This is a genomic window from Pseudomonas sp. Sample_24 (assembly GCF_004307605.1).
Lineage (GTDB): Bacteria > Pseudomonadota > Gammaproteobacteria > Pseudomonadales > Pseudomonadaceae > Aquipseudomonas.
Window position 1 is genome coordinate 4,655 of sequence record NZ_RCNW01000030.1, and the last position, 26,058, is coordinate 30,712.

Consider the following 26,058-nt stretch of genomic DNA (forward strand, 5'->3'; position numbering starts at 1 on the left):
GATAGCTTTCAACCTGGAACTCGACACTGTGGAAGTCGTAGTTGAGCTTTTCGCTTTTCAGGCCGCGGCCGAATTTCTCGCCCATGGAATCATCGGACAGATAGGTAATGTGCCCGACCATTCGCGCCAGCATCAGGCCGCGCTTGGGAATCACGCCGTGTTCCTGGAAGGAGCCGCCATGGAACTCCGGGTCTGTGAGAATCGCCTGGCGCGCCACTTCGTTGAAGGCGATGTTCTGCGCCGACAGTTTGGGGGCCGAGGCGATGGCCAGGCAGTGGCGCACGCGATCCGGATAAGTGATGGTCCACTGCAACGCTTGCATGCCACCCAGGCTGCCACCGATGACAGCGGCCCATTGGCCGATGCCCAGCAGATCCGCCAGGCGCGCCTGGCTGTGCACCCAGTCTTCCACGGTGAGCACCGGGAAGTCGGCGCCGAACGGCTTGCCGGTTTCCGGGTTGACGCTGCTCGGGCCGGTAGAACCGTTGCAACCGCCGAGGTTGTTCAGGCTGACCACGAAGAACTTGCTGGTGTCGATCGGCTTGCCGGGGCCGATGCAGCTGTCCCACCAACCGGGTTTGCGGTCGTCGACGCTGTGATAGCCGGCAGCGTGGTGGTGACCGGACAAGGCGTGGCAGATCAGCACGGCGTTGCTCGCTGAAGCATTCAGCGTGCCGTAGGTTTCGTAAATCAGGTCATAGGCTGGAAGCGAACGGCCGCAGGCCAACGCCAGGGGTTCGCTGAAGTGCGCCATTTGCGGCGTCACCAGACCAACAGAATCGGGGGGAAAGGCAGCTGGCATCGACCCTGCTCTCGTTGAAATGAGGCGTAAGTCTAAAGACCGCTGCCCCTAGCAGCAAGCAACTACCCGCGATGATCGTTCCCATGCTCTGCGTGGGAACGCGGCCAGGGACGCTCCGCGTCGCAAAGAGCCGAACGCGGAGCGTCCGCAGAGGCGTTCCCACGCAGAGCGTGGGAACGATCATGAAGGCCGGGCCTGTTTTTTCCTGTTACATCGGGGCGCAGCCTTCGCGGGCAAGCCTCGCTCCTACAGAAGTCATATACGTCCTGTAGGGGCGAGGCTTTCCCGCGATGAACGATGACGCGGTCCAGCTGCGAACGAGTCAGATCAGGCCAAACAATTCCTTCGGCATCAGCGCGTAGTAAGCCAGGCGCGGGATCAGCCAGCTTTGCAGCAACTGCAACGCGATGAAGGCGAAGATCGGCGAAATATCGAGGCCGCCCAGGTTCGGGATGATCCGGCGGAACGGCGCAAGTACCGGCTCGGTGATCTGCTGCACCAGTTCCGCCCCCGGGTTATGACTGCCCGGTGCGACCCAGGACAGGATCACACTGATGATCATCGCCCAGAACAGGATCTTCAAGAACAGCGCGAAGATACCGATCAGCGCCCAAGGCGCCAGGAGCAGGGCGTCGACCGAGTAGCCACTGAGCAGCAGGATGACCGCGAACAGCGCCATTTGCACCAGCAGGGCCAGGACCAGCGACGACATGTCCAGGCCGAACATGCTCGGGATCACCCGGCGCAGTGGCTTGAGCAGCGGTTGAGTGGCTTTCACGGCGAACTGGCAGAGCGGGTTGTAGAAGTTGGCACGCACCAGTTGCAGGATGAATCGCAACAGCACGATCAGCAGATACAGGCTGCCCAGGGTTTGAATCACAAAAATGGCAGCGTCATTGAGTCCGAGCATTATTGATTCCTTATTGAGAGCTGATTAGCGGCCAAGTTGCTCAGCCATCTCGGCGGAGCGGTGCGCGGCGGCGCCCAGTGCTTTTTCGACCAGGGCTTCGAAACCGTTGGCCTGGAACGACTTGATAGCGGCTTCCGTGGTGCCCGCAGGCGAGGTCACGCGGCGACGTAATTCCGCGGCGTCGACGTCACTGGATACCGCCATGTGTGCAGCGCCCAGGGCGGTTTGCAAGGTCAATTGCGCGGCGATGTCCGCTGGCAGGCCGAGTTTCACGCCTGCGGCGGTCATGGCCTCGATCAACAGGAAAAAGTACGCCGGGCCGGAGCCAGAAACGGCGGTGACCGCATCCAGTTGCTGCTCTTGGTCCAGCCACAGGGCAATGCCGACTGCGGACAACAGCTCCTGGGCTTGCTGACGCTGCTCGGCTGTCACTTCGGCGGTGGCGAACAAGCCGCTGACACCCTGGCGCAACAGGGCCGGCGTGTTGGGCATGCAACGCACGATGGGCTGGGCACCGAGCCAGTTGTTCATGCTGGCGCAAGTGATGCCGGCGGCAATCGACACCACCAGCTGGTTGGACTTGAGGCTCGGGCGGATGGCCTCGCAAACGGCTTTCATCGCCTGGGGTTTGACCGCCAGTACGACCACATCGGCGCCATCGATGGCCTGGGCGTTGTCGGCGAATACTTCGATGCCATGCTCGGCGCTCACGCGGGCGCGGGTTTCTTCACCCGGATCGCTGGCGCGGATCTGCGCCGCATCCAGACCTTTGGCCCGCAGGCCACCGATCAGGCTGGCGGCCATGTTGCCGGCACCGATAAAGGCAATACGCGTCTTGCTCATGTCAGGTCCTTATTCAGAAGTGTCTCAGCCATGTTACGGCTGACTGTAGTCGCGAGCGCCGAACAGTGCCGTACCGATACGGACCCAGGTGGCGCCCTGGGCAATGGCCGATTCAAGATCGTGGCTCATGCCCATGGAAAGTGTGTCGAGCGGCAGGTTGAGGCTGGCTTGCAGGCTTTGCACGGCCGCGAAGGCGGCATCCTGTGCGGCGCGATCTTCGGTCGGCTCAGGGATAGCCATCAGTCCGCGCAACTTCAGGCGCGGCAGGGCACTGATGGCATTAGCCAGGGCCGGCAGATCGTCGGGGGTGCAGCCGGATTTACTGGCCTCGCCACTGACATTGACCTGGATGCAGATGTTCAGTGGCGGCAAATCGGCAGGGCGTTGTTCGGACAAGCGTTGTGCGATTTTCAAGCGATCCACGGAGTGTACCCAATCGAAATGCTCGGCAATGGCACGAGTCTTGTTCGATTGAATGGGGCCGATGAAGTGCCAGATCAAGGGCAGGTCGGCCAGTTCGAGCTGCTTGCCCAAGGCCTCCTGCAGATAGTTCTCGCCAAAGTCCCGCAGGCCGGCGGCATAGGCTTCGCGCAAGGCTTGTGCGGGTTTGGTTTTGCTCACGGCCAGCAGCTGGACGCTGTTTTCGACGCGATTGGCGGCGAGTGTTGCGGCATGTATGCGCGAACTAACCTGAAGAATGTTGTCTGCTATCGTGGACATCAAGAGGCGCCAGCGGTCTGAAGGTTCGCGGCATTCTACTGGAATTGAGAGACGCTATGGATATCACTGAACTGCTCGCCTTCAGCGCCAAACAGGGCGCATCCGACCTGCACCTGTCAGCGGGCCTGCCGCCGATGATTCGGGTCGATGGCGATGTACGACGGATCAATCTGCCGGCACTGGATCACAAGCAAGTGCAGGCGTTGATCTACGACATCATGAACGATACCCAGCGGGTGGATTTCGAAAAGCACCTGGAAACCGACTTTTCCTTTGAAGTGCCCGGCGTCGCCCGCTTTCGGGTCAACGCGTTCAACCACAGTCGCGGTGCCGGCGCAGTGTTCCGCACGATTCCGTCCCGGGTCCTGAGCATGGACGAGCTGGGCATGGGCGACGTGTTTCGCAAAATGACCGACGCACCTCGCGGCCTGGTGCTGGTGACCGGCCCGACCGGCTCCGGCAAGTCCACCACGCTGGCGGCGATGATCGATTACCTGAACAACCATCGCCACCACCACATCCTTACCATCGAAGACCCGATCGAGTTTGTCCACGAATCGCGTAAATGCCTGATCAATCAGCGCGAAGTCCACCGCGATACCCGCAGTTTCGCCACGGCGCTGCGTTCGGCCCTGCGCGAGGACCCGGACGTGATCCTGGTGGGCGAGATGCGCGACCTGGAAACCATTCGCCTGGCGCTGACCGCTGCGGAAACGGGTCACCTGGTGTTCGGCACGCTGCATACCACGTCGGCGGCAAAAACCATCGACCGGATTGTCGATGTGTTTCCGGGCGACGAAAAATCCATGGTGCGCTCGATGCTCTCCGAATCATTGCTGGCGGTGGTGTCGCAGACACTGGTGAAGAAAATCGGCGGTGGGCGCATGGCGGCCCATGAGATCATGCTGGGGACGTCGGCGATCCGTAACCTGATCCGCGAAGACAAGGTGGCGCAGATGTACTCATCGATTCAGTCGGGCGGATCGCTGGGGATGCAGACGCTGGATATGGGCTTGAAGGATTTGGTGACCAAGGGGTTGGTCAGTCGTGAGCATGCACGGGAGAAGGCGCGGTCGCCGGATGGTTTTTGAGAATTGAAATGCAACCGTGGCGAGGGAGCTTGGATGATCGTTCCCACGCTCTGCGTGGGAACGCCTCAACGGACGCTCCGCGTTCGGCTCTTGGGACGCAGAGCGTCCCGGGCTGCATTCCCACGCAGAGCGTGGGAACGATCCTAATGCAACCGTGGCGAGGGAGCTTGCTCCCGCTGGGTTGCGAAGCAGCCCCAAAAAGCGGGAGCGCTGCGCTCTCCAGCGGGAGCAAGCTCCCTCGCCACAAGTGCTCGCCGTCCAATCAGCGTTGAACAACCCGCAACTGATTCTGTTCTTTCGGCAGAACCCGCTTGGCAACCACGTAGTGGCTTTCCCAGTACGGTTTCTTCAAGGTGTCGATGGTCACCGACTTGCCACGGCGCGGCGCGTGGATGAAGCGGTCGTTGCCCAGGTAGATGGCAACGTGATTGACTCGACGGCTCTTGATGTTGAAGAAAATCAGATCGCCCGGCTTGAGGTCCTTGCGATCGACTTTCTCGCCATGACCGCTGGCCATGGCATTGGAAGTACGTGGCAGGTCAAACGTGGCGTCGTTGAACGCGTACTTTACCAGGCCGCTGCAGTCGAAGCCTTTGCTCGGGCTGCTGCCGCCCCAACGGTACGGCGTACCGAGGACGTTGACCGCACGGCTGAGCACGTTGCTGCTTTCCTTGGTTGCCATCGGTGGCACCAGGCTGCTTTTGCTGGTCAGCTCTGGAGCCGTTCTGAGCGCTTTCTTGCTTTTGCTCGAAGGAGCAGAAGCGTGGGATTTTGGGGTGTAACCATTAACGTTTGGAAGACGTTGCTCACGATTGGTGGCGTGGGCGGCCAGTGGCATCAAAAGGCAAATGGTTAGCCATGTCTTGAAAAATGAACGCATTAGGCAAGGCTCGAATAGGTGAACGCGCAACTTTATAACAGCTTTTTTTGCCCTTCCGAGGCCGTTGGTCGATTCAATTCGCGTCCAACGGAACTAAAAAAGCGGCAATTGGACGCAATTGTCCGACAGAAGTCCGGTGTTATAAGGCTTTGACGGGAGCGAAGGTACCATTTGCCGTATGTCGGGTGCCCGTAAAAAAGTCACAAAGAATTCAAGAATATTTATCTATCGTGTGAATCGAGGTCATCCATGAACACCTATCAACCGCCTGTTCCGCATCAAGACACCCACAGCAAAGTGATTGGTTATCTGCTGTGGATTTTCGGTTTCACCGGCGCCCACCGGTTTTATTACGGCAAGCCGGTGACCGGGACGATCTGGTTCTTCACCTTGGGTTTGCTGGGCATTGGCTGGTTGATCGACCTGTTCCTGATCCCGGCCATGGATCGTGAGGCAGACCTGCGTTTTACCGCTGGGCCAATCGAATACAACGTCGCGTGGATTCTGTTGACGTTTCTGGGGGTGTTCGGTGTGCACCGGATGTATCAGGGGAAGTGGATCAGCGGATTGCTGTACCTGCTGACCGGCGGGTTGTTTTTCCTGGGAGTGTTGTATGACTTCTGGACGCTGAATGATCAGGTTTCGGTGCGTAACGCGCAGAAGCGCAGCGCCTTCCAATAAGCCATCGCGGGCAAGCCCGCTCCCACAGGTTCCGAGGAGTTCACAAATTCTGTGAACTCCTCGTACTGTGTGGGAGCGGGCTTGCCCGCGAATGCAAGCGACGCGGTCTCAAGCCTGGTGACTGATTCGACCATCTACCAATGTGAAGCGCACCACGCCCGGCAGGCTGTGCCCAATGAACGGGCAGTTTTCGCCTTTGGACAGCCATGTCTCACCGGCCACGGTCGAGGCCGCAGGGTCGAACAGCACGATGTCCGCCGGGCCACCTACCGCCAGTTTGCCCGCCGGCAGGCGCAGCGCCTCGGCAGGTCCGGTGCTCAATCGCGCCAACAACGTCGACAGGTCCAGCAAACCGTCTTCCACCAGCGTCATTGCCAATGGCAATAGCAGTTCAACACTGCTGATGCCCGGCTCAGTCGCGCCGAACGGCGCCAGTTTGGCGTCCCGTTCGTGGGGTTGGTGATGGCTGGAAATGGCTGAGATCACTCCGGATTTCACCGCCTCACGCAGACCATCGCGGTCGGCGCGGGTGCGTAGCGGAGGCTGGACGTGATACAGGCTGCTGAAATCGATCAGCGCTTCATCGGTCAGGATCAGTTGATACAGCGCGACATCGGCGGTGACCTTCAAACCCCGGGCCTGGGCCTGGGCGATCAGGGCCACGCCGCGAGCGCTGGTCAACTGGCTGAAGTGCGCGCGCACGCCGCTTTGTTCGACCAGCAACAGGTCGCGGGCCAGGGCCACGGTCTCAGCGGTTTCCGGAATGCCCGGCAGGCCGAGGAAACTGGCCGTCGGGCCTTCATGGGCCAGGCCGCCTTCGGCCAGGTCGTGATCCTGGGAGTTGAAAATCACTGTCAGGTCGAAGGTTGCTGCATATTCCAGCGCCCGGCACAGGGTGCGGGTATTGCGGAAACTCTCCAGACCGTTGCCGAAGGCCACGCAACCGGCATCGCGCAAGGCGACCAGTTCGGCCAGCTGTTCGCCGTCCAGACCTTTGCTCAGGGCGCCGATCGGGAAGACTTTGGTGTTGCCGGCTTCGCGGGCGCGGTCGAGGATCAGTTCGGCCACAGCCGAGGTGTCCAGCACCGGTTTGGTTTTCGGTGGGCAGCACAGGCTGGTGACACCCCCGGCCGCTGCGGCACGGGTTTCGCTGACAATCGAGCCTTTGCGGCTGTAGCCCGGCTCACGCAGGGCGACGTTGAGGTCGACCAGACCCGGGGCGGCTACCAGACCTTTGGCATCGATGGTGTCGACCGCGACAAAACCGGCCGGTGCGGCGCCAAGGGCAACGATCTTGCAGGCTTCAATGTGAATATCGGTAACTTGATCCAGGCCGCTGGCGGGATCGATGACGCGTGCGCCGAGAATGCTGAGCTTCACTGAACGTTCTCCTGCTCGAATTGGCGCTGCGCTGTTTGTCCGCTCATGGCCATGGACAGCACAGCCATACGAATCGCGATGCCGTAGGTCACTTGATTGAGGATCACCGAGTGCGGACCGTCGGCCACCGCTGACTCGATTTCCACGCCACGGTTGATCGGCCCCGGGTGCATGACGATGGCATCGGGTTTGGCGCCGGCCAGGCGCGCTGTGGTCAGGCCGAACAGGCGGTAGAACTCGCCTTCGCTCGGCAGCAGGCCCCCGGTCATGCGCTCGCGCTGCAGGCGCAGCATGATCACCACGTCAACATCCTTCAGGCCTTCGGTCATGTCGGTGTAAACCTTCACGCCGTATTGCTCGATACCGATCGGCAGGAGGGTTTTCGGTGCAATCACGCGGATGTCCGGGCAGCCGAGGGTTTTCAGCGCGAGCATGTTCGAGCGCGCGACCCGCGAGTGCAGGATGTCGCCGACGATGGCCACCGAAAGGTTTTCGAAGCCGCCCTTGTGCCGGCGGATGGTCAGCATGTCGAGCATGCCCTGGGTCGGGTGCGCGTGACGGCCGTCGCCGCCGTTGATGATCGCCACTTGCGGGCAGACATGTTCGGCGATGAAGTGCGCGGCGCCGGAGTCACCGTGACGCACGACGAACATGTCGGCAGCCATGGCTTCGAGGTTGCGCAGGGTGTCGAGCAGGGTTTCGCCCTTGCTCGCCGACGATGTCGATACGTTGAGGGTGATCACGTCAGCCGACAACCGCTGGGCCGCCAGTTCGAAGGTGGTGCGGGTGCGGGTCGAGTTCTCGAAGAACACGTTGCACACGGTCTTGCCGCGCAGTAGCGGGACTTTCTTTACAGCCCGGGCACCGACTTCGAGGAAGGAATCGGCAGTGTCGAGGATTTCCGTCAGCAGCTCGCGGCGCAAGCCGTCGAGCGAGAGGAAGTGGCGCAGCTGGCCCTGATCATTGAGCTGCAGCGGGCGCTTGGTGTCTAGAGGCGTCATCGCGAGGGGGACTCTCAATAGGGCGAATTAAAGGGCGAGGTCTTGCAGTTCGAGCGCAAGCTCCGGGCCGGACAGCTTGACGCGCTCGTGGGCGGCCAGCGACAGCGTCGCGCCGACCACGTTCGGGCGAATCGGCAACTCGCCGGCGTCCAGGTCCAGCAGGCACACCAGCGTCACGCTGGCCGGGCGACCGTAGTCGAACAGTTCGTTCATCGCGGCGCGGATGGTGCGCCCGCTCATCAGAACATCATCGATCAACACCAGGTGCTGGCCTTCGATTTCGAACGGCAGGGCTGAGGGGCGTACTTGCGGGTGCAGGCCGTTCTGGCTGAAATCGTCGCGGTAGAAGGAAACGTCCAGGGTGCCGAGTGGCTCCTCGCTGCCCAGCTCCTTGAGCAGGGCCTGGGCGACCCAGACACCGCCGGTACGAATGCCGATGTAACGCGGTTCGCTGATACCACGGTGTTCCAGGTGGGCCTTCAGGCGCGTGGCCATCTGGCTGATCAGTTCGGCAGGATTGGGCAGGCTCATGGTTGCTCCTTCTTGGACCCGAGCCGGTGCTGCTTGTACGGCAGGCTCGGGTTGTAGCTAAGAGAGGCGGGTTAGCGACTCGTCAGGATTCGAACAGTGCAGTGTTTTCGTCGAGCCAGCCTTGCAGCAGCAAGGCCGCGGCGATGGCGTCGACCGGGTTGTCGCGGTAGCTGCCCTTTTGTCCGCCGCGATCACGTCGTTCACCTTTGGCTTCGAAGGTAGTCAGGCGCTCGTCGTGGGTATAGAAGGGCAGGTTGAAGCGGCCGTTGAGGCGGCGGGCGAACTTCTCGGCTCGCAGGCACATCTCGCTTGGTGTGCCGTCCATGTTCAGCGGCAGGCCGACCACCACGGCGTCCGGCTTCCACTCTTTGATGAGCGCTTCAACCTGGTCCCAGTCGGGGATGCCGTTTTGTGCTTTCAAGGTGCACAGCTCGCGGGCCTGGCCGGTAATCACCTGGCCGACCGCGACGCCGATCTGTTTGGTGCCGTAGTCAAAACCGAGAATCAGCCGCAGGGCCATCAGGCGTGCCCCGCCTGGCTGGTCAGCAGGCTGAGGTTGACGCCCAAATGCTTGGCCGCTGCCTCCAGACGCAGTTCGCTGCTGGTGTTGAAGAGGATGTCGGCGTCGAACGGGCAGGTCAGCCAGGCGTTTTGTGCCAGTTCGGCCTCCAATTGCCCGGCTTCCCAGCCGGCATAACCGAGGGCGATCAGGCTTTTTGCCGGGCCGACGCCATCGGCAATGGCAAACAGCACATCCTGGGAGGTCGACAGGGACAGCTCGCCTTCCAGATCAACGGTCGCCTGAAAGGCTTTGCCCGAAGGATGCAGGACAAAGCCGCGATCGGTCTGCACCGGCCCGCCAATGAAGATCGGCACATGCTGGCAGAGGACCGGCGGTTCTATATCGGGACGCAATTGCTCGAGAATATCGGCCAGGTTCAGGTCTTGCGGACGGTTGACCACCAGCCCCATGGCACCATTGGCCGTGTGCTCGACGATGTAGGTCAAGGTGTGCGCAAAGTTCGGGTCGGCCATGTGAGGCATGGCGATCAGGAAGTGATGCTTGAGGTAGCTGGGGCTGACGTTTTTCATGAGCGCTAGTGTGGCGTTGGAGGGGCGAACTGACAAGCTGAGGATGCGTAGGAAATGCCGCAAATTCCCGCTGACGACTCACATTTCTGTGGGAGTGAGCTTGCTCGCGATGTTCGTCAACGATAACGCTGGGCCCATGACACCCCGTGGTGCTCTCAGGTTCATCGCGAGCAGACTCGCTCCTAACAGGGGGTGGGGCGTACATCAATTGCTGGAGAGCCGATCGCCGCGCGCAAACTTCCAGGTGCGGATGATTTCCAGCCGGTCGACGTCCGAAAGATCCCCGGTAAACGGTGCAAACGGCGCCGCCAGCCGCACAATGCGCTGGGCTGCCTGGTCGAGCAGCGGCTGGCCGGAAGATTCGAGCACCAGTACCTCATACAGCGAACCATCGCGGTTGATCGACACCATCAGCCGCAAATTGCCATAAATCTGCTTGCGCCGGGCTTCGTCGGGATAGTTGAGGTTGCCGATGCGCTCGACCTTCTTGCGCCATTCATCTTTGTACCAGGCGCCCTTGTCGCGCATGGTCGAAGCGGCACTCAGGCGGTGGATGCGCGGGCGTTTGGCGTAAAGCTGTTGCTCGTTGGCCAGTTCGGCTTCCAGGCTGGCGATATCGCTGGACAGCTGTTCGGTGTCGAATGTTGGCGCGGCCACCGCAGGTTTGGTGACGGGCTTGGGTTCTTCGGTTTTGCTGGCGGCTTTCTTCGGCTTCGGCGCGACCGTGGTCACGGCAGCCTTGGGCGGTGCTTCCTGCTGTTCAGGCTTGGCCGCTGGCGGTGGCGTGACTTTCTGCACCTTGTTGTCCTGGAACGGTGCGATTTCAGTGGTCTTCGGGACCGCTTTTTTATCCAGGGTGCCGCTGCCCTGCTGATTCTCCTGAGCAAGAAAATCGGCCTTTTCAGGTTTCTTTTCGCTTTTGAAGGTAGCGAGGGTGATTTCCAGGGTTTTGCTGATCTGCTTGGGTTCGACCACGGCGAACCCGACGCCGAGCAGCAAGGCCAGGTGAATCAATGCCGCCAGGAACAGGGTAAAACCGAGGCGATCGGCCGGGCGCACGCCACGGTGGGCGAGTTCAGCTGGCAGATCGGACGGGAGGGTCATGACAAGGAAACCAACATCGCGTTTTCACAGGCCGCGCATGATAACGCAATGTTGGTTTGGCTAATCAACGTGCCTTGAGCTTCTGATCGATGGCATCCATCAGCATGCCGCCAATGTCGGTCCCGAAGGCATTGTCGATCTCGCGAATGCAGGTCGGGCTGGTGACGTTGATTTCCGTCAGATGCTCACCGATCACGTCGAGGCCGACGAACAGCAGGCCTTTTTCGCGCAGGGTCGGGCCGACTTGCGCAGCAATCCAGCGATCCTTCTCGGTCAGCGGACGCGCTTCGCCGCGGCCACCGGCAGCGAGGTTGCCACGGGTTTCGCCAGCGGCGGGAATGCGCGCCAGGCAGTAATCCACCGGCTCGCCGTCGATCATCAGGATGCGCTTGTCGCCATCGACGATGGCCGGCAGGTAACCCTGGATCATGATCTGTTGCTGGCCGTGCAGGGTCAGGGTCTCGAGGATCACCGACAGGTTCGGGTGGCCCGCAGTGTGGCGGAAGATCGAGGAGCCGCCCATGCCATCCAGCGGCTTGAGGATCACGTCACCGTGATGGTCGGCGAATTCGCGCAGCACGTCCGGGCGACGGCTGACGATGGTCGGCGGCGTGCACTGCGGGAACAGCGTGGCGAACAGTTTCTCGTTGCAGTCGCGCAGGCTCTGCGGCTTGTTGACCACCAGCACGCCGGCGCTTTCGGCCTGCTCCAGCAGATACGTGGAGTAAACAAACTCCATGTCGAATGGCGGATCCTTGCGCATCAGGATCACATCCAGGTCGCTGAGCAGCGCATCGCTTTCAGCGCCCAGCTCGAACCATTTTTCCGGGTTGGCGAACACTTGCAACGGACGCATCCGCGCCCGTGCCTGGCCTTCGGCCTGGTACAGGTCACGCTGTTCCATATAGAACAGTTCCCAGCCACGCTTCTGCGCGGCCAGCAGCATGGCCAGCGAGCTGTCCTTTTTATAGGAGATGCTGGCAATTGGGTCCATGACAATCCCGACGCGAACGCTCATGGGTTTTTCCTCGAAATTTGGGGGCCGGTGCCGATCCCCTGTAGGAGCGAGCCTGCTCGCGATAAACCTGAGAGCGCCTCGGGGAGTCGGCAGCCAGTGATATCGTTGACGACCATCGCGAGGGCTTGCTCCTACAGAAAACCAGCCAATAAAAGTGGCGTCAGAGTGGCGCTGAGTAGGTTCCCGGTCAAGGAAAAACCACCGCACCGGTCGGCCGATAGATTGGTGCTGGAGACTGTGCTAAAAAGACTGCCTAGTGATGCTGGCCCTTGAGTATCAAGGGTTTCGGGCCGCCGTTAACCGGCAAACGGACAAATTGATTCACAAAGGCGACGGTAGAGCATTTATGGAACAGCACCCCAGCGCCTTGAAGGTCATGGTGATCGACGATTCGAAGACGATTCGCCGTACCGCCGAAACGCTGCTCAAGAACGTGGGTTGTGAGGTCATCACGGCCATCGACGGTTTCGATGCCCTGGCCAAGATCGCCGACAATCATCCCGGCATCATCTTTGTCGACATCATGATGCCGCGTCTGGATGGTTATCAGACCTGCGCTTTAATCAAGAACAACAGTGCATTCAAGTCCACGCCAGTGATTATGCTGTCGTCCAAGGACGGGCTGTTCGACAAGGCCAAGGGCCGCATCGTCGGCTCCGACCAGTTTTTGACCAAGCCTTTCAGCAAGGAAGAACTGCTGAACGCGATCCAGGCCCATGTTCCGGGCTTCGCCGCCGTTTTGCCGCAGTAAGACACCTACAGTGACGCTCGGCCAACGGGCCTTGCGTCGACAAGAATGGGGAAGACCATGGCACGTATTCTGATCGTCGATGATTCGCCGACTGAAATGTACAAATTGACCGGCATGCTGGAAAAGCACGGCCATGAGGTATTAAAAGCCGAGAATGGCGCCGACGGTGTGGCCCTGGCCCGCCAGGAAAAACCCGACGCAGTGCTGATGGACATCGTCATGCCCGGCCTCAACGGTTTTCAGGCTACCCGACAGTTGACCAAGGATCCGGAAACCGGGCACATCCCGGTGATCATCATCACCACCAAGGATCAGGAAACCGACAAGGTCTGGGGCACGCGCCAAGGGGCCAAGGATTACCTGACCAAACCGGTTGATGAGGAAACCCTGCTCAAAACCCTGAACAACGTGCTGGCCGGTTGATCGTCCGGCCATGACCGAGTCGCTGACGGCTTTTGAACTGCTGCTGCAGATCGACCAGCGCTGTCGCTTGCTGGCGGCGGATTTGCCGTCCCAGCCGACCCACCAGAACAGCTGGAGCGGCATCGGTTTTCGCCTCGGTGAATGCTGGTACGTCGCGCCGATGGGCGAGGTCAGTGAAGTGTTGCATGAGCCGCGTTTCACTCAGGTGCCGGGGGTCAAGCCTTGGGTCAAGGGCGTTGCCAATCTGCGTGGACGCCTGCTGCCGATCATGGATCTGTGTGCCTTTTTTGGACACGAGCTCTCGGTCGCGCGTCGGCAGCGGCGGGTGCTGGTGGTGGAGCATGAAGACGTGTTCGCCGGGCTGATGGTCGACGAAGTGTTCGGCCTTCAGCACTTCGCCCACGGCAGTCTTGAGGCTGTCGCGGGCGATGCGGTTTCCGGCCCGATGGCGGCGTTTGTCGAAGGCTGCTTTGAGGGCGAGCAGACCTGGCGGGTGTTCAGCCCGTTTGCGCTGGCGCGCTCGCAGGGTTTCATGAACATCGCGGTGTGAACGCGGCCCTTTGTGGGAGCGGGCTTGCCCGCGATGCAGGCAACTCGGTCTCATCTTGAACCGAGGTGATGCCATCGCTGGCAAGCCAGCTCCCACAGGGACGGTGTCGGGTTTGAAGTGAATTGGGCAGTACAGGCGAAGACCGATGACAAAAGCAAAAACAGGCAAGCCAATGGAAGGGTCGCGCAGTCGGTCGCAGATCATCGTGCTGTTCATCGCGCTGATCATCTTCATCATGCTGTTGTTCGCCAACTTCGCGTACCTCAACACCCAGGCCACGTACGACAAGCAGTACATCGGCCATGCCGGCGAGCTGCGCGTGTTATCCCAGCGCATTGCCAAGAACGCCACCGAAGCCGCCGCCGGCAAGGCCGCGGCGTTCAAGTTGCTCAGCGATGCGCGCAACGATTTTGCCCAGCGCTGGAGCTATCTGAAAAAAGGCGACCCGTCCACCGGCCTGCCTCCCGCACCGGCCGCCGTGCGCCCGGAAATGCGCGCCGTGCAACTGGACTGGGAACGCCTGCTGAAAAACACCGACGCCATTCTTTCCAGCGAACAGACCGTGCTATCGCTGCATCAAGTTGCCGCGACCCTGGCTGAAACCGTCCCGCAGTTGCAGGTCGAGTACGAAAAAGTGGTGGAAACCCTCCTGCAACGCGGAGCGCCCGCCGCACAGGTGGCGATGGCTCAACGCCAATCGTTGCTGGCCGAGCGCATCCTGGGCGCCGTCAACACGGTGCTGTCGGGGGATGAAAATTCGCAGCAGGCGGCCGATGCCTTCGGTCGCGATGCCGCACGTTTCGGCCAGGTGCTCAATGGCATGCTCCAAGGCAATCCGGCGCTGAAAGTCAGCCAGGTCGAGGACCGAGATGCGCGTGCGCGGCTGATCGAGATTGCCGAGCTGTTCGAGTTCGTTTCCGGCTCCGTCGATGAAATCCTCGAAACCTCGCCTGAACTGTTCAAGGTTCGCGAATCGGCCACCAACATTTTCAGCCTGTCGCAAACCCTGCTCGATGAAGCCTCGCACCTGGCCAGCGGGTTCGAAAACCTCGCCGGCGGGCGCGATACCGACACCATCGGCGGCTATGTGCTGGGCCTGGCGGCGCTGATGTCGATCATCCTCATCGGCCTGGTGATGGTGCGCGAAACCAATCGCCAACTGCGGGAAACCGCCGAGAAAAACGAACGCAACCAGAACGCGATCATGCGATTGCTCGACGAGATCGAGGACCTGGCCGACGGCGATTTGACCGTGACCGCGTCGGTAACTGAAGACTTCACCGGCACCATCGCCGACTCGATCAACTACTCCGTGGACCAGCTGCGTGATCTGGTGGCAACCATCAACCTGACCGCCGGGCAAGTCGCCGCCGCCGTGCAGGAAACCCAGGCCACCGCCATGCACCTGGCACAGGCTTCCGAGCATCAGGCTCAGCAGATTTCCGAAGCCTCCACCGCGATCAATGACATGGCCCAGTCCATCGATCAGGTGTCGGCCAACGCCGCTGAATCCTCGGCGGTGGCCGAGCGTTCGGTGGAAATCGCCAACAAGGGCAACGAAGTGGTGCACAACACCATCCACGGCATGGACAATATCCGTGAACAGATCCAGGACACCGCCAAGCGGATCAAGCGCCTGGGTGAGTCGTCCCAGGAAATCGGCGATATCGTCAGCCTGATCGACGATATTGCCGACCAGACCAACATCCTCGCCCTCAACGCGGCGATCCAGGCGTCCATGGCCGGCGATGCCGGACGCGGTTTCGCGGTGGTCGCGGACGAGGTGCAACGCCTGGCCGAACGCTCATCGGCGGCCACGCGACAGATTGAAACCCTGGTACGGGCGATTCAGACCGACACCAACGAAGCGGTGATTTCCATGGAACAGACCACCACCGAAGTGGTGCGTGGTGCCCGCCTGGCGCAGGATGCCGGTGTGGCCCTGGAAGAGATCGAAGGGGTGTCGAAAACCCTGGCGGCACTGATCCAGAGCATTTCCAACGCGGCACAACAACAGACGTCGTCTGCCGGTCAGATTTCCCTGACGATGAACGTGATCCAGCAGATCACCACGCAGACCTCGTCCGGTTCTACCGCAACGGCCGAGAGCATCGGCAACCTGGCGAAAATGGCCAGCCAGTTGCGGCGTTCGGTGTCTGGTTTCACCTTGCCCGCCACCAAGGCGCCGGTGGCGGACAAAGCTTGAACCGGACCACGGGTGCAGGCATCTTGAACGAAGTGGGGACTGGAGTGGTTATGGGTGATCGGCACGACTATGTGGCCCTCGAATGGGTCAAAGGCGAAATTGCCGAAACGCTGAAGCAGGCTCATCACGCGATCGAAACCCGGCTTGACGATCCGCAGGCGACGCACGCCCTGAGCGAATGCCTGGCGTATATCCATCAGGTTCACGGCAGCCTGCAGATGGTCGAATTCTACGGCGCGGCACTGCTCGCCGAAGAAATGGAGCAACTGGTCATCGCGTTGCAAGAGGGGCGCGTCAGTCACCGTGACGAAGCATTGCACCTGATGCTGCAGGCCTTGGGGCAACTGCCGATCTACCTTGACCGCGTGCAAGGTGCCCGCCGTGATCTACCCTTGGTCGTACTGCCGTTGATCAACGATTTGCGCAGTGCCCGTGGCGAAAGCCTGTTGTCGGAAACCAGCCTGTTCAGCCCGCAACTGCCGCACCTGCCGCCGTTGAGTGAACAATCCCTGGCGCTGCTGGAACCGGCCGAACTGCCGAACGTGCTGCGCAAGCTGCGGCAGATGTTGCAGATGGCACTGGTCGGTCTGTTGCGCGAGCAGGATGACGACACCCATCTCGGTTATCTGGCGAAAGTCTTTGCCCGTCTCGAAAGCTTGTGTGCCAACGCGCCTCTGGCCCCGTTGTGGCAGGTCGCTTCGGCATTGGTCGAAGGCATGCGCGCTGGCGCCATCGCCAACAGTCCGGCGTTGCGCAGCCTGTTCAAGGATGCCGACAAAGAGCTCAAGCGCCTGCTGGAGCAGGGCATGCACGGCGTCAATCAGCCTCCGCCACCGGAGTTGCTCAAGAGTTTGCTGTTCTACATTGCCAAGGCCGAACATCCCACCGGGCAGATGCTGACCATGAAAGATCGCTACGGACTGGACGACGCGCTGCCCGACAGCGCAATGGTCGACGAAGAACGCGCACGGCTGGCCGGTCCTGACCGCGACGCCATGCGTTCGGTATTGGCCGCCTTGTGCGAAGAGCTGGTACGGGTCAAGGAGCGCCTTGACCTGTTCGTGCGTAGCGACCGGCAACACACTTCCGATCTGGACAGCCTGCTGGCACCCCTGCGGCAAATCGCTGACACCCTGGCGGTATTGGGCTTTGGTCAGCCACGCAAGGTCATCATTGATCAACTGGCGGTGGTGCTGAGCCTCGTCCAGGGCCAGCGCGCGCCCGACGATGCGATCCTCATGGACGTTGCCGGGGCGTTGCTTTATGTCGAAGCCACGCTGGCCGGCATGGTCGGCACGGTGGAGCCCGAAAGCCAGGAAGACAGCCGCCTGCCGACCACCGACCTGACACAGATCCACCAGATCGTGATCAAGGAAACGCGTATCTGCCTGCAACAGGCCAAGGACATGATCGTCGACTACATCGACGCCGACTGGGACCGCCAGCATTTGCAGGCACTGCCAGCGTTGCTGACCCAAGTGCGCGGTGCGTTGGCGATGATTCCGTTGAACCGCGCGGCGAGCCTGATCGAAACCTGCAACCATTTCATCCGCGAACACTTGCTGCTGGATCCGGGGCAGCCCGGCTGGCAGGAACTCGACAGCCTGGCCGACGTCATCACCAGTCTCGAATATTATCTGGAACGCTTGAGCGATGACCCTGAAGCACCCGGCGAACAACTGCTCGACGTCGCCGAAAAAAGCCTGGCGTCGCTCGGCTTCTTCCCTAATGAAAAGTCCAGCGAACAGCATGTGCCGGTGCTTGATGATGTGCTGAGCCCCAGCGAAGCGCAGGTCATGCAGCAACGCCAGGAGCTTGATGGGCCAGCCATCGTTCAGACCCTCGCCGATGTGCTGGCCAGTCCGGTGTCCGCCCTGAATCCGCCCGCTGTCACTACCCCCGGCAGCCTGCTGCCGCCTCCGCCCGGCGAAGAGCCGGTGGACGATGAGTTGCGCGAGGTTTTCCTCGAAGAAACCGATGAAGTCCTGCAAGTCCTGCGCGAATACCTGCCGCGCTGGTCGGTCAATCCCGATAACCATTCGGCCTTGATTGAATTGCGCCGCGCCTTCCATACCCTCAAGGGCAGCGGCCGCATGGTTCGCGCATTGGTGCTGGGTGAGCTGGCCTGGGCCGTGGAAAACCTGCTCAACCGCGTACTGGAAAACAGCGTGGAACCAGGCGCCACGGTGCAGCAACTGCTCGGTGATGTGCTCAACCTGTTGCCTGAACTGGTGGCCGAATACGCCGCCAATGCTCAGCGTCAGCGCAACGATGTCGACCAGTTGGCTGCCCGCGCCCATGCCTTGGCCAAGGGCGAGGAACCGGCTTGTGAGGAAGACACTCAAGACGTTTCGGCCCTTGATCCGCTGTTGCTGGAGATCTTTCGCAAGGAGGCCGAAAGCCATTTGAGCAGCCTCAATCGCTTTCTCGAACAGGCGGCCGAGCATCTGCCGCTGCAGGCCAGTGACGAGTTGCAGCGAGCCTTGCATACGCTCAAGGGCAGTGCGTCGATGGCGGGTGTGTTGCCGATTGCCGAACTGGCCGCGCCGCTGGACCAACTGTTGCGCGAGTACAAGGCGCATCAGGTGGCACTGGAGCTGGATGAAGTCGAATTGTTGCTGGAAGCCGAAGGCTTGTTCCGGCTTGGCTTGCGCCAGCTCAGGCGCGATCCGTTGGCCGAAATACCCCGTGCCAAAGCGTTGATCGAGCGGGCCCAGGCCATGCTCGGCGAGCGTTTGCAAAACCTCTTGAACGCGCCGAGCAGCGGGTTGCGGGTCAAGCGCGATCCGCAGTTGATCAACAACTTCCTGGCCCAGGGCATGGACATCCTGCTGGATGCCGAAAGCCTGCTGCAGCGCTGGCAGCAGCACCCCGGCGAGCGCCAGGAACTCAGTGCGCTGCTGGACGAGCTGACCACCCTCGGCGAGGGCGCGCACCTGGCCGATCTGCATCCGGTGGATGAACTTTGCGAAGCCTTGCTCGACCTCTACGGTGCCGTGGAAGAAAGCAGCCTGGCTGTCAGCGAGGCGTTTTTCCACGAGGCGCAAAGTGCCCATGAAGCGTTGATCAACATGCTCGACGAATTGGCCGCTGGCCAGGAAGTCAGCCCGCGTCCGGAACGGATTCGTGCCTTGCATGGCTTGCTTGATCAGAGCCTCGACCCATCGGCCATGGGCCTGATCCGCAGTGACGGCAGCCGCACCCTGAGCATTCGCGAGTTGGGTGATGTCACCGCTGAACTTGAAAACACACTCCACCCTGTGGGAGCTGGCTTGCCAGCGATGGACGTCAACGATGACGCGCATTCACTGGATAACCAAGTCGCCTGCGAGATCATCGCTGGCAAGCCAGCTCCCACAGGGGACCGCGCTAACGATCTGGAAGACGAGATCGTTTCAATCTTCCTCGAAGAAGCGGTGGACATCCTCGACAGCGCCAACCAGGCCTTGCAGCGCTGGTTGAACGATCCGCAAAGTGCTGCGCCGCTGTCGTCGCTGCAACGCGATTTGCATACGCTCAAGGGCGGCGCACGGATGGCCGAGGTCGAGCCGGTCGGTGATCTGGCCCATGAGCTGGAAAGCCTTTACGAGGGGTTGGTGGACCGTCGCTACAGCTACAGCGACGTCCTGGCGCAGTTGCTGCAACACAGTCATGAGCGCATGGCACAGTTGCTGAAGCAATTGCAGCAGCATCAACCGTTGGGCGATCCGAGTGAGCTGATCGAGGCGATACGCGCGTTCCGCCTGGGCCATGCCGGTAACGCCGACATGGTCGAACCGGCAGCCAGCAATGACTCGGCGCATCACGATGGCGAACTGCTGGACATCTTCCTCGAAGAAGGTTTCGACATCATCGAAAGCTCCGGCGCGGCGCTGTTGCGCTGGCAGGCTGAGCCTTCGAGCCGTCAGGAAGTGGAAACCCTGCTGCGCGACCTGCACACCCTCAAGGGCGGGGCGCGCATGGTCGAAATCGGTCCGATTGGCGACCTGGCCCATGAGCTGGAATTTCTCTACGAAGGCTTGTCGAGCGGTGAACTGAAATCTACGGGGGCGTTGTTCGAACTGCTGCAACGCAGTCATGACCGGCTGGCACAAATGCTCGACGCCACTCGCGCCGGCGAACCGCTGCCACCGGCGGACCGATTGATCGATGCGATCAAAAACTTCAGCCACCCGGCGGAACCTGAAGCTGCGCCAACGACCGCGTTGCCCGCGGCGGCAAAACCCGAGACGCCGTTGCTGCAAGCGGATGCCGGTGCAGACATGGTCAAGGTCTCGGCGGAGCTGCTCGATGACCTGGTCAACCTGGCTGGCGAAACCTCGATCTTCCGCGGCCGCATCGAACAGCAGGTCAGCGACGCCCAAGTGGCGCTGAACGAAATGGAAACCACCATCGAGCGGATGCGTGACCAGTTGCGCCGCCTCGACACCGAAACCCAGGGCCGGATTCTCAGCCGCCAGCAAGTCGACGCCGAGCGCCTGGGTTACGAAGAGTTCGATCCGCTGGAGATGGACCGTCACTCGCAGTTGCAGCAACTGTCGCGGGCACTGTTCGAATCCGCCTCTGACTTGCTCGACCTCAAGGAAACCCTCGACCGGCGCAATCAGGATGCGGAGAACCTGCTGCAACAGCAGGGGCGCATCAACACCGAGTTGCAGGAAGGCCTGATGCGCACGCGCATGGTGCCGTTCGAACGGATGCTGCCACGCTTGAAGCGCATTGTCCGTCAGGTGGCCGGCGAGCTGGGCAAGGACGTCGAGTTCATCGTCGGCAACGCCGAAGGCGAGATGGATCGCAACGTGCTCGAACGCATGGCGGCGCCCCTCGAGCACATGCTGCGCAATGCCGTGGACCATGGCCTTGAGCCTGCCGAAGTGCGGATCGCGGCGGGGAAACCGGCGCAAGGGCGAATCACCCTCGACTTGTTGCGCGAGGGCGGCGACATCATTTTCGATATCCGCGACGACGGTGCCGGCGTGCCTTTGGATGCCGTGCGGCGCAAGGCGATCAAGCGCGGCTTGCTCGATCAGGACAGCGACATCAGCGACCGTGACGTTCTGCAATTCATCCTGCAACCGGGGTTTTCCACGGCCGAGAAAATCACCCAGATCTCCGGACGGGGTGTCGGCATGGACGTGGTGCACGAAGAAGTGCGGCAACTGGGCGGCACCATGAGCATCGATTCCGTGCCGGGGCAGGGCGTGCATTTCCGCATTCGCCTGCCGTTTACCGTGTCGGTCAATCGGGCGCTGATGGTGCAATGTCTTGATGATCAGTATGCGATCCCGCTGAACACCATCGACGGCATTGTCCGCGTATTGCCCAACGAGCTTGAAGGGCATTTCCGCCTCGATCCGCCCACCTACGAATATGCCGGGCAACGCTACGAGCTGTGCTATCTGGGCGAGCTGCTGAAAACCAATGCCCGGCCAAAACTATTGGGCCAGAGCCTGCCGTTGCCGGTGCTGCTGGTGCAATGCAACGAGCGCCGCATTGCCGTGCTGGTCGACGCCATGGCCGGCACCCGCGAGATCGTGGTGAAAAGCCTTGGTCCGCAGTTCGCCGCAGTGCAGGGCGTTTCCGGCGCGACGATTCTGGGGGATGGCCGGGTCGTGCTGATTCTGGACTTGCTGGCGCCGATCCGTGCGATGCAGGCCCATGTGCCGCAGCGCCCGGCGAGCCACGAAGGCGAAGCCGAGCCGCAGCGGCCATTGCTGGTGATGGTGGTCGACGATTCCGTCACGGTACGCAAGGTCACCAGCCGCTTGCTCGAACGTCACGGCATGAACGTGCTGACCGCCAAGGACGGGGTCGACGCCATGCTGTTGCTCGAAGAGCACATGCCCGACCTGATGCTGCTGGACATCGAAATGCCGCGCATGGACGGCTTCGAAGTGGCGACCCAGGTCCGCAACGATGAGCGCTTGCAGCACCTGCCGATCATCATGATCACCTCACGCACCGGCCAGAAACACCGCGACCGGGCGATGGCCATCGGCGTCAACGACTATCTTGGCAAGCCGTACCAGGAATCGGTATTGCTTGAAAGCATTGCCCTGTGGAGCAAAACCCATGCTTGAGCGGCTGATCAGCCAGCGCACCAGCAACCTCACCGGCCTGTTGCTACCGCTGGCCGACCGTCACCTGATCTTGCCCAACGTGGCGGTGGCCGAGCTGATCGATTACCAGCCTGCGGCGTTCGACCTGGATACGCCACCCTGGTACCTGGGGCGGGTAACGTGGCGCAATCGGCAGATTCCGCTGCTCAGCTTCGAGTCGGTCTGCGGACAGAAAATCGTCATTGGCGAGCGGGCGCGAATCGTCATTCTCAATGCCCTGGGAGGCCGGCCCGAGCTGAAATTCATTGCCATGCTGGTGCAGGGGATTCCGCGTTCGTACAAGCTCGACAGTCAGTTGAGTTATGTGGATGTGCCGTTGTGTTCGCTGGAGAAAGCGGCGGTGCAAGTGGCTGACCAGGTGGCCAAGGTGCCGGATTTGTTGGCGCTGGAGGAGTTGTTGGTGAGTGCCGGGCTCGTCTGAAGGGCCCCTTCGCGAGCAAGCCCCACATTAGTCCGAGCTCCTCACAAAACCTGTGTTCACCTCGGTCCAATGTGGGAGCGGGCTTGAACGCGAACTTCAATCCACCGAAAACCTGACTGCTAAACCCTGGCCTGAGCCAATGCCTCATGATGATCCAGCGCCTGCTCCACCAACAAATGCACGCCATCGGCCATCCGGCTGAGCGCCAGGGCTACCGAGCGGCGGGAGCCTTCCACAACGTCCGCCAGATCGGCCGCAATGGCGCTGATGGACAGCAGGTCTTCGGAGGTATTGGCCAGAAGCGCTTCGGTGCCGACATCGGGAGAGACGGTGAAGAGCTGGAATTTTCGACGCTTGGCCGGTTTTTCGTGAGGGGACGGGAAGTAATGAGAGAGGGCGCGGTCGGCGGCTTCCTTGAGTTTTTCGTCTTCGAAGGAAGCTTGGGAATCGGGATCGGTTTCTGGGGGATTGGGAGTTACTTTGAAAATACATAACCCTTCATTTGATGAGTTTCAGCTGCACCATTCGATCTCCAGGCGAAGGGTGGCAGCTGTACGCAGGCTGGAAATCCGGGGGTAAATGAAGGAAACAACCCGGCAGACCCGAAGGTCTCCCACGCACAGCCGCCATAACGGAATGCACACATTCAAGGTGCGCAAGCATACGTTATGAAAGGCGCTTTTGCGTCATCTACACCTCGGATTTCCAGGCCCGGTCACTGAGTTGTCAGCGACACCCAAACGATAAAGATCAGCACAAAAGCGCACCAGTCAGCGGGTTCAGGGGGTGTTGTAGGTCACAACGTCAAACTGCGTAGCCTCACGCCGTTCCTGCAGACAAATGATTAAACAAAAAACATCGGTTCAGGCCGCTTGTGATGAGCAGGCTCATCCCGAATCTTGGTCGAGGCCTCGGGCCAACGCTTACCTATCAGTTCTACTAGTAGACACCTTCAGCTTAAGGGCCGAAACTCAATGCCATCAGCAAGGAGCAGCAGGAGCCCTGCCAATGCCTTCCCAAAACAAAGAAGTACTCTGCACTTATCATTATGATCCGCTGGATTGTCTAATTGGCTTGAATTCGGCCACACAGGACACTCTTCAGCGCTTTTATTGCAAAAGACGATTGGTCACGGAGATTCATGGCCTAGCTCGCTGTTCAATCTTGCAGCAGGATGATCTGTTATTGGCACAGCGGATAAGTTTGGGCGACACACTGGAAACGGCTTTGTTGGCCACTGATCAGCAGCGTTCAGTGATGCACACAGTTGGTGGGAATTCGCCTGCAATTGCTTATTCACCTTATGGCCATCGTCACGCGGATAATAGTTTAACCAGCTTGTTGGGTTTTAATGGTGAGCGGCCCGATGCGATCACCAGACACTATTTGTTGGGTAACGGATATCGGGCGTTCAATCCGATTATGATGCGATTTAATAGTCCGGACAGTTTGAGTCCGTTTGGTAAGGGGGGGATTAATCCCTACGCCTATTGTTCGGGGGATCCTGTGAATGGCTCTGACCCAACAGGCCATATGCGTTGGTTTTTGATGTCAACCATAGACTTTGTAGACGTTTTAAGAGATGCAAAATTGGCTGATATGAGTGCCTTTTCGGCTGGGCATAAATTTTCATATCTAAAACACTCAAATAATCTGAATAATCCACTATCGAATTCGAACGCTCAACTTGCAAAATGGAGAGCTCCGGCACGTTTTTCGAATGAGCGATCAGTGAATTTACATAGCGCGCTGGATAAAGATCCATTGAACATGGATCTTATCAAGAAATTTTCTAGGATAGAGCCTATTCGCACATCTCCCTTCTCGAATATTTTTTCGGGGAAATATTTAAATCCGAAAATTAATAATTTTTTCGAACATCGTGACAAATACCGTGGTGTATTAGATCAATTGGAAAGAGTTGCTAGCTTTGGTAATGGTAATTCAATTACCCCTAGGCTGAGTCGCGCTCATGCAAAATTTAGCGTAGCCGCAGTCCAAACTGAGCTTGTATCGAGTGGAAATATACGTGGCGCGACGGAGGTGTCTACGGCGGCAACTTATCGATTTGCACAGAAACTAAAGAAGATACGAGAAGACGTGAATTAGTTTCGGTAACGGTAACAATTCACCACTTAGCGAGTTCCGGCATTGCTCTAGGTCGTGACATTAGGCTGGGCATTCACTCACTGTGTCTACGAACAAATATTCAAATACAGAACCCAATGGGTTGGAAAAGAATGAAAAGTCCCAAAAAAGGGACCTATCGTTCCCTTTTTAGGACTCTTTGGTTGTCCACTGTGCAAAACCTCTCCCTCAGCGAAGCCTTGTTCACGACCACTCAGCAAAAAGTGCTGGGCCTGTTGTTCGGCAAACCCGACCGAAGCTTTTACGCCAACGAGATCGTGCGCTGGGCTCAAGTGGGCAAAGGCAGCCTCATGCGCGAACTGGATCGTTTGCAACGGGCGGGGGTGCTGACGATGTCCCGACAGGGCAACCAGACTCACTATCAAGCCAATCCCGATTGCCCGATCTATACAGAGCTTATGGGTATCACCCGCAAAACCTTCGGTATCGCACAGCCTTTGCGCGACGCATTGCAGGCCTTCGCCGATCAGCTCGATTGGGCGTTTGTCTATGGGTCGATCGCCAAGGATCAGGCCAACGCATCCAGTGACATTGATCTGATGCTGATTGGTAAAGGGCTGCACTACAGTGAAGTGATGGAACGGCTCTTGCCCCTGGAAGAGCAACTGGGCCGCACCTTTAACCCGACGCTCTACACCCCCGAAGACTGGGCCGCAAAAATAAAGGCTGAAAACAGCTTCGTCGTGCGGGTAGCGCAACAGGACAAGATCAATCTGATGGGTGAGAGCCCTGTGGAGTCCAAGGATGGGCAGCAACGAGAGTCTGGAGAATCTGGTACGTAGCGGTGGGTTGAAGGTCGAGCCGCCGGAACGCACGGAATGCGAAGGCTTGATGCGTTCGGCCATCGCTTGACTGAAAGACGCACAAACCCTTTCTCTTTCCTTCGCAAGTCGATTCGATTTGGCTTACAACGCTGCTCACGCCATTGCGCTGACTGCCCTGCGGTTGAGTGGCTATCGCTCCGACAAGCGCTACCTGGTTTTCCAGTGTCTGGTTCATACCGCCGATGCGAACAAGCTTCAGGTCCGACTTTTCGCCTTGTGTCATGAGCGGCGAAATCTGGCGGAGTACGAAGGCTATATGGATGAAGATGAGGCATTGCTGGCGCAATTGCTGGAAAGTACTTCCCAGCTTTTGATTCGAGTGCAGGAGCAGATGGCTGAGCTGTGATGTTCCATGGCGCAAGACTTTGGAGACTTTACTGACGCCATCGCGGGCAAGCCCGCTCCCACAGTGACCGTGTCGGTCACAAATTTTGTGTACGGCGCGAACCTTGTGGGAGCAGGCTTGCCCGCGATGGGTCAGTGAAGGCAACCATTAACTTGACCGTAACAATCCACCACGCTGCTTGATTGATGCCCCCACCCAACGCTCCTAATGTGACCCC

General features: G+C 59.9%; 23 protein-coding genes and 1 pseudogene. 11 read left to right on the top strand and 13 right to left on the bottom strand.

Annotation, left to right across the window (positions count from 1 at the left end; translation table 11 throughout):
* From D8V06_RS01345 to D8V06_RS01360, 4 genes are all read right to left on the bottom strand, one after another.
* Positions 1-802 (bottom strand): homoserine O-acetyltransferase (locus tag D8V06_RS01345; RefSeq protein ID WP_130930309.1); only part of this gene is annotated, 802 nt, incomplete at its 3' end.
* 322 nt (positions 803-1,124) lie between these two features.
* Positions 1,125-1,712, bottom strand: coding sequence for a YggT family protein (locus D8V06_RS01350; RefSeq protein ID WP_130906046.1), 588 nt, complete (start codon positions 1,710-1,712; stop codon positions 1,125-1,127).
* Positions 1,713-1,736: 24 nt separating this feature from the next.
* Complete coding sequence (proC, locus tag D8V06_RS01355) at positions 1,737-2,555, bottom strand: pyrroline-5-carboxylate reductase (protein WP_056853979.1); 819 nt, start codon at positions 2,553-2,555, stop codon at positions 1,737-1,739.
* 33 nt (positions 2,556-2,588) lie between these two features.
* The gene (locus tag D8V06_RS01360) at positions 2,589-3,275 is read right to left on the bottom strand and encodes a YggS family pyridoxal phosphate-dependent enzyme (RefSeq protein ID WP_056853978.1); all 687 of its coding nucleotides are present in this window, start codon (positions 3,273-3,275) and stop codon (positions 2,589-2,591) included.
* A 56-nt stretch (positions 3,276-3,331) separates the two neighbouring features.
* Between D8V06_RS01360 and D8V06_RS01365 the strand changes: the two genes are divergently transcribed.
* The gene (locus D8V06_RS01365; RefSeq protein ID WP_056853977.1) at positions 3,332-4,366 is read left to right on the top strand and encodes a type IV pilus twitching motility protein PilT; all 1,035 of its coding nucleotides are present in this window, start codon (positions 3,332-3,334) and stop codon (positions 4,364-4,366) included.
* 262 nt (positions 4,367-4,628) lie between these two features.
* On the opposite strand, the gene D8V06_RS01370 is transcribed toward D8V06_RS01365, so the two are convergent.
* A complete protein-coding gene (locus D8V06_RS01370; protein ID WP_056853976.1) occupies positions 4,629-5,246 on the bottom strand; it encodes a C40 family peptidase in 618 nt (205 codons plus the stop codon).
* A gap of 249 nt (positions 5,247-5,495) precedes the next feature.
* Between D8V06_RS01370 and D8V06_RS01375 the strand changes: the two genes are divergently transcribed.
* The gene (locus tag D8V06_RS01375) at positions 5,496-5,927 is read left to right on the top strand and encodes a TM2 domain-containing protein (RefSeq protein WP_130906042.1); all 432 of its coding nucleotides are present in this window, start codon (positions 5,496-5,498) and stop codon (positions 5,925-5,927) included.
* Between the two features lie 108 nt (positions 5,928-6,035).
* Here the strand turns inward: D8V06_RS01375 and D8V06_RS01380 are convergent, their stop codons facing one another.
* The 7 genes from D8V06_RS01380 to gshB all read right to left on the bottom strand — a co-directional run bounded on the left by D8V06_RS01380 (position 6,036) and on the right by gshB (position 12,053).
* Positions 6,036-7,307 (bottom strand): dihydroorotase, encoded by a 1,272-nt coding sequence (locus D8V06_RS01380; RefSeq protein ID WP_056853974.1) that lies wholly within the window; start codon positions 7,305-7,307, stop codon positions 6,036-6,038.
* Positions 7,304-8,308, bottom strand: coding sequence for an aspartate carbamoyltransferase catalytic subunit (locus D8V06_RS01385; RefSeq protein ID WP_020797380.1), 1,005 nt, complete (start codon positions 8,306-8,308; stop codon positions 7,304-7,306). Before D8V06_RS01385 ends, D8V06_RS01380 begins: the two co-directional genes overlap by 4 nt.
* Positions 8,309-8,335: 27 nt before the next feature.
* Positions 8,336-8,839 (bottom strand): bifunctional pyr operon transcriptional regulator/uracil phosphoribosyltransferase PyrR, encoded by a 504-nt coding sequence (gene pyrR / locus D8V06_RS01390; RefSeq protein ID WP_056853973.1) that lies wholly within the window; start codon positions 8,837-8,839, stop codon positions 8,336-8,338.
* Positions 8,840-8,921: 82 nt separating this feature from the next.
* Complete coding sequence (gene ruvX / locus D8V06_RS01395; RefSeq protein WP_056853972.1) at positions 8,922-9,359, bottom strand: Holliday junction resolvase RuvX; 438 nt, start codon at positions 9,357-9,359, stop codon at positions 8,922-8,924.
* Complete coding sequence (locus D8V06_RS01400; protein WP_130930299.1) at positions 9,359-9,931, bottom strand: YqgE/AlgH family protein; 573 nt, start codon at positions 9,929-9,931, stop codon at positions 9,359-9,361. Before D8V06_RS01400 ends, ruvX begins: the two co-directional genes overlap by 1 nt.
* A 204-nt stretch (positions 9,932-10,135) precedes the next feature.
* Positions 10,136-11,035 (bottom strand): energy transducer TonB, encoded by a 900-nt coding sequence (locus D8V06_RS01405; RefSeq protein ID WP_130906039.1) that lies wholly within the window; start codon positions 11,033-11,035, stop codon positions 10,136-10,138.
* Positions 11,036-11,099: 64 nt separating this feature from the next.
* Positions 11,100-12,053 carry a glutathione synthase gene (gene gshB, locus D8V06_RS01410; RefSeq protein WP_056853969.1) on the bottom strand — a complete coding sequence of 318 codons (954 nt, stop codon included), beginning with the start codon at positions 12,051-12,053 and terminating at the stop codon, positions 11,100-11,102.
* A 346-nt stretch (positions 12,054-12,399) separates the two neighbouring features.
* Here gshB and pilG point away from each other — a divergent pair, with 346 nt between their 5' ends.
* From pilG to D8V06_RS01440, 6 genes are all read left to right on the top strand, one after another.
* Positions 12,400-12,804, top strand: coding sequence for a twitching motility response regulator PilG (gene pilG, locus D8V06_RS01415; protein WP_056854372.1), 405 nt, complete (start codon positions 12,400-12,402; stop codon positions 12,802-12,804).
* A gap of 57 nt (positions 12,805-12,861) precedes the next feature.
* A complete protein-coding gene (pilH, locus tag D8V06_RS01420) occupies positions 12,862-13,227 on the top strand; it encodes a twitching motility response regulator PilH (RefSeq protein WP_056853968.1) in 366 nt (121 codons plus the stop codon).
* Positions 13,228-13,237: 10 nt separating this feature from the next.
* Positions 13,238-13,777, top strand: a complete 540-nt coding sequence (locus tag D8V06_RS01425) for a chemotaxis protein CheW (protein WP_056853967.1) — start codon at positions 13,238-13,240, stop codon at positions 13,775-13,777.
* A 172-nt stretch (positions 13,778-13,949) separates the two neighbouring features.
* Positions 13,950-15,983, top strand: a complete 2,034-nt coding sequence (locus D8V06_RS01430) for a methyl-accepting chemotaxis protein (RefSeq protein ID WP_236708450.1) — start codon at positions 13,950-13,952, stop codon at positions 15,981-15,983.
* A 50-nt stretch (positions 15,984-16,033) separates the two neighbouring features.
* On the top strand, positions 16,034-22,063 hold the full coding sequence (locus tag D8V06_RS01435; RefSeq protein ID WP_130930300.1) for an Hpt domain-containing protein: 6,030 nt from the start codon (positions 16,034-16,036) through the stop codon (positions 22,061-22,063).
* A 4-nt stretch (positions 22,064-22,067) separates the two neighbouring features.
* On the top strand, positions 22,068-22,523 hold the full coding sequence (locus D8V06_RS01440; RefSeq protein ID WP_130930310.1) for a chemotaxis protein CheW: 456 nt from the start codon (positions 22,068-22,070) through the stop codon (positions 22,521-22,523).
* Positions 22,524-22,642: 119 nt separating this feature from the next.
* On the opposite strand, the gene D8V06_RS30665 is transcribed toward D8V06_RS01440, so the two are convergent.
* On the bottom strand, positions 22,643-23,011 hold the full coding sequence (locus D8V06_RS30665) for a DUF6124 family protein (RefSeq protein WP_130907695.1): 369 nt from the start codon (positions 23,009-23,011) through the stop codon (positions 22,643-22,645).
* Positions 23,012-23,531: 520 nt separating this feature from the next.
* Between D8V06_RS30665 and D8V06_RS01450 the strand changes: the two genes are divergently transcribed.
* From D8V06_RS01450 to D8V06_RS01460, 3 genes and pseudogenes are all read left to right on the top strand, one after another.
* A complete protein-coding gene (locus D8V06_RS01450; protein WP_130930301.1) occupies positions 23,532-24,632 on the top strand; it encodes an RHS repeat-associated core domain-containing protein in 1,101 nt (366 codons plus the stop codon).
* Positions 24,633-24,823: 191 nt separating this feature from the next.
* Positions 24,824-25,453 carry a nucleotidyltransferase domain-containing protein gene (locus tag D8V06_RS01455; RefSeq protein ID WP_130930311.1) on the top strand — a complete coding sequence of 210 codons (630 nt, stop codon included), beginning with the start codon at positions 24,824-24,826 and terminating at the stop codon, positions 25,451-25,453.
* Positions 25,416-25,841: pseudogene (locus D8V06_RS01460) on the top strand (hypothetical protein). Before D8V06_RS01455 ends, D8V06_RS01460 begins: the two are co-directional and overlap by 38 nt.
* Positions 25,842-26,058 lie beyond the last annotated feature (217 nt).

Excerpts from the sequence above, each read along its gene's own strand:
- D8V06_RS01350 (WP_130906046.1), bottom strand. The coding sequence starts at position 1,712 with ATGCTCGGACTCAATGACGCTGCCATTTTTGTGATTCAAACCCTGGGC.
- proC (WP_056853979.1), bottom strand. The coding sequence starts at position 2,555 with ATGAGCAAGACGCGTATTGCCTTTATCGGTGCCGGCAACATGGCCGCC.
- D8V06_RS01360 (WP_056853978.1), bottom strand. The coding sequence starts at position 3,275 with ATGTCCACGATAGCAGACAACATTCTTCAGGTTAGTTCGCGCATACAT.
- D8V06_RS01365 (WP_056853977.1), top strand. The coding sequence starts at position 3,332 with ATGGATATCACTGAACTGCTCGCCTTCAGCGCCAAACAGGGCGCATCC.
- D8V06_RS01370 (WP_056853976.1), bottom strand. The coding sequence starts at position 5,246 with ATGCGTTCATTTTTCAAGACATGGCTAACCATTTGCCTTTTGATGCCA.
- D8V06_RS01375 (WP_130906042.1), top strand. The coding sequence starts at position 5,496 with ATGAACACCTATCAACCGCCTGTTCCGCATCAAGACACCCACAGCAAA.
- D8V06_RS01385 (WP_020797380.1), bottom strand. The coding sequence starts at position 8,308 with ATGACGCCTCTAGACACCAAGCGCCCGCTGCAGCTCAATGATCAGGGC.
- pyrR (WP_056853973.1), bottom strand. The coding sequence starts at position 8,839 with ATGAGCCTGCCCAATCCTGCCGAACTGATCAGCCAGATGGCCACGCGC.
- ruvX (WP_056853972.1), bottom strand. The coding sequence starts at position 9,359 with ATGGCCCTGCGGCTGATTCTCGGTTTTGACTACGGCACCAAACAGATC.
- D8V06_RS01400 (WP_130930299.1), bottom strand. The coding sequence starts at position 9,931 with ATGAAAAACGTCAGCCCCAGCTACCTCAAGCATCACTTCCTGATCGCC.
- D8V06_RS01405 (WP_130906039.1), bottom strand. The coding sequence starts at position 11,035 with ATGACCCTCCCGTCCGATCTGCCAGCTGAACTCGCCCACCGTGGCGTG.
- gshB (WP_056853969.1), bottom strand. The coding sequence starts at position 12,053 with ATGAGCGTTCGCGTCGGGATTGTCATGGACCCAATTGCCAGCATCTCC.
- pilG (WP_056854372.1), top strand. The coding sequence starts at position 12,400 with ATGGAACAGCACCCCAGCGCCTTGAAGGTCATGGTGATCGACGATTCG.
- pilH (WP_056853968.1), top strand. The coding sequence starts at position 12,862 with ATGGCACGTATTCTGATCGTCGATGATTCGCCGACTGAAATGTACAAA.
- D8V06_RS01425 (WP_056853967.1), top strand. The coding sequence starts at position 13,238 with ATGACCGAGTCGCTGACGGCTTTTGAACTGCTGCTGCAGATCGACCAG.
- D8V06_RS01430 (WP_236708450.1), top strand. The coding sequence starts at position 13,950 with ATGGAAGGGTCGCGCAGTCGGTCGCAGATCATCGTGCTGTTCATCGCG.
- D8V06_RS01435 (WP_130930300.1), top strand. The coding sequence starts at position 16,034 with ATGGGTGATCGGCACGACTATGTGGCCCTCGAATGGGTCAAAGGCGAA.
- D8V06_RS01450 (WP_130930301.1), top strand. The coding sequence starts at position 23,532 with ATGCCTTCCCAAAACAAAGAAGTACTCTGCACTTATCATTATGATCCG.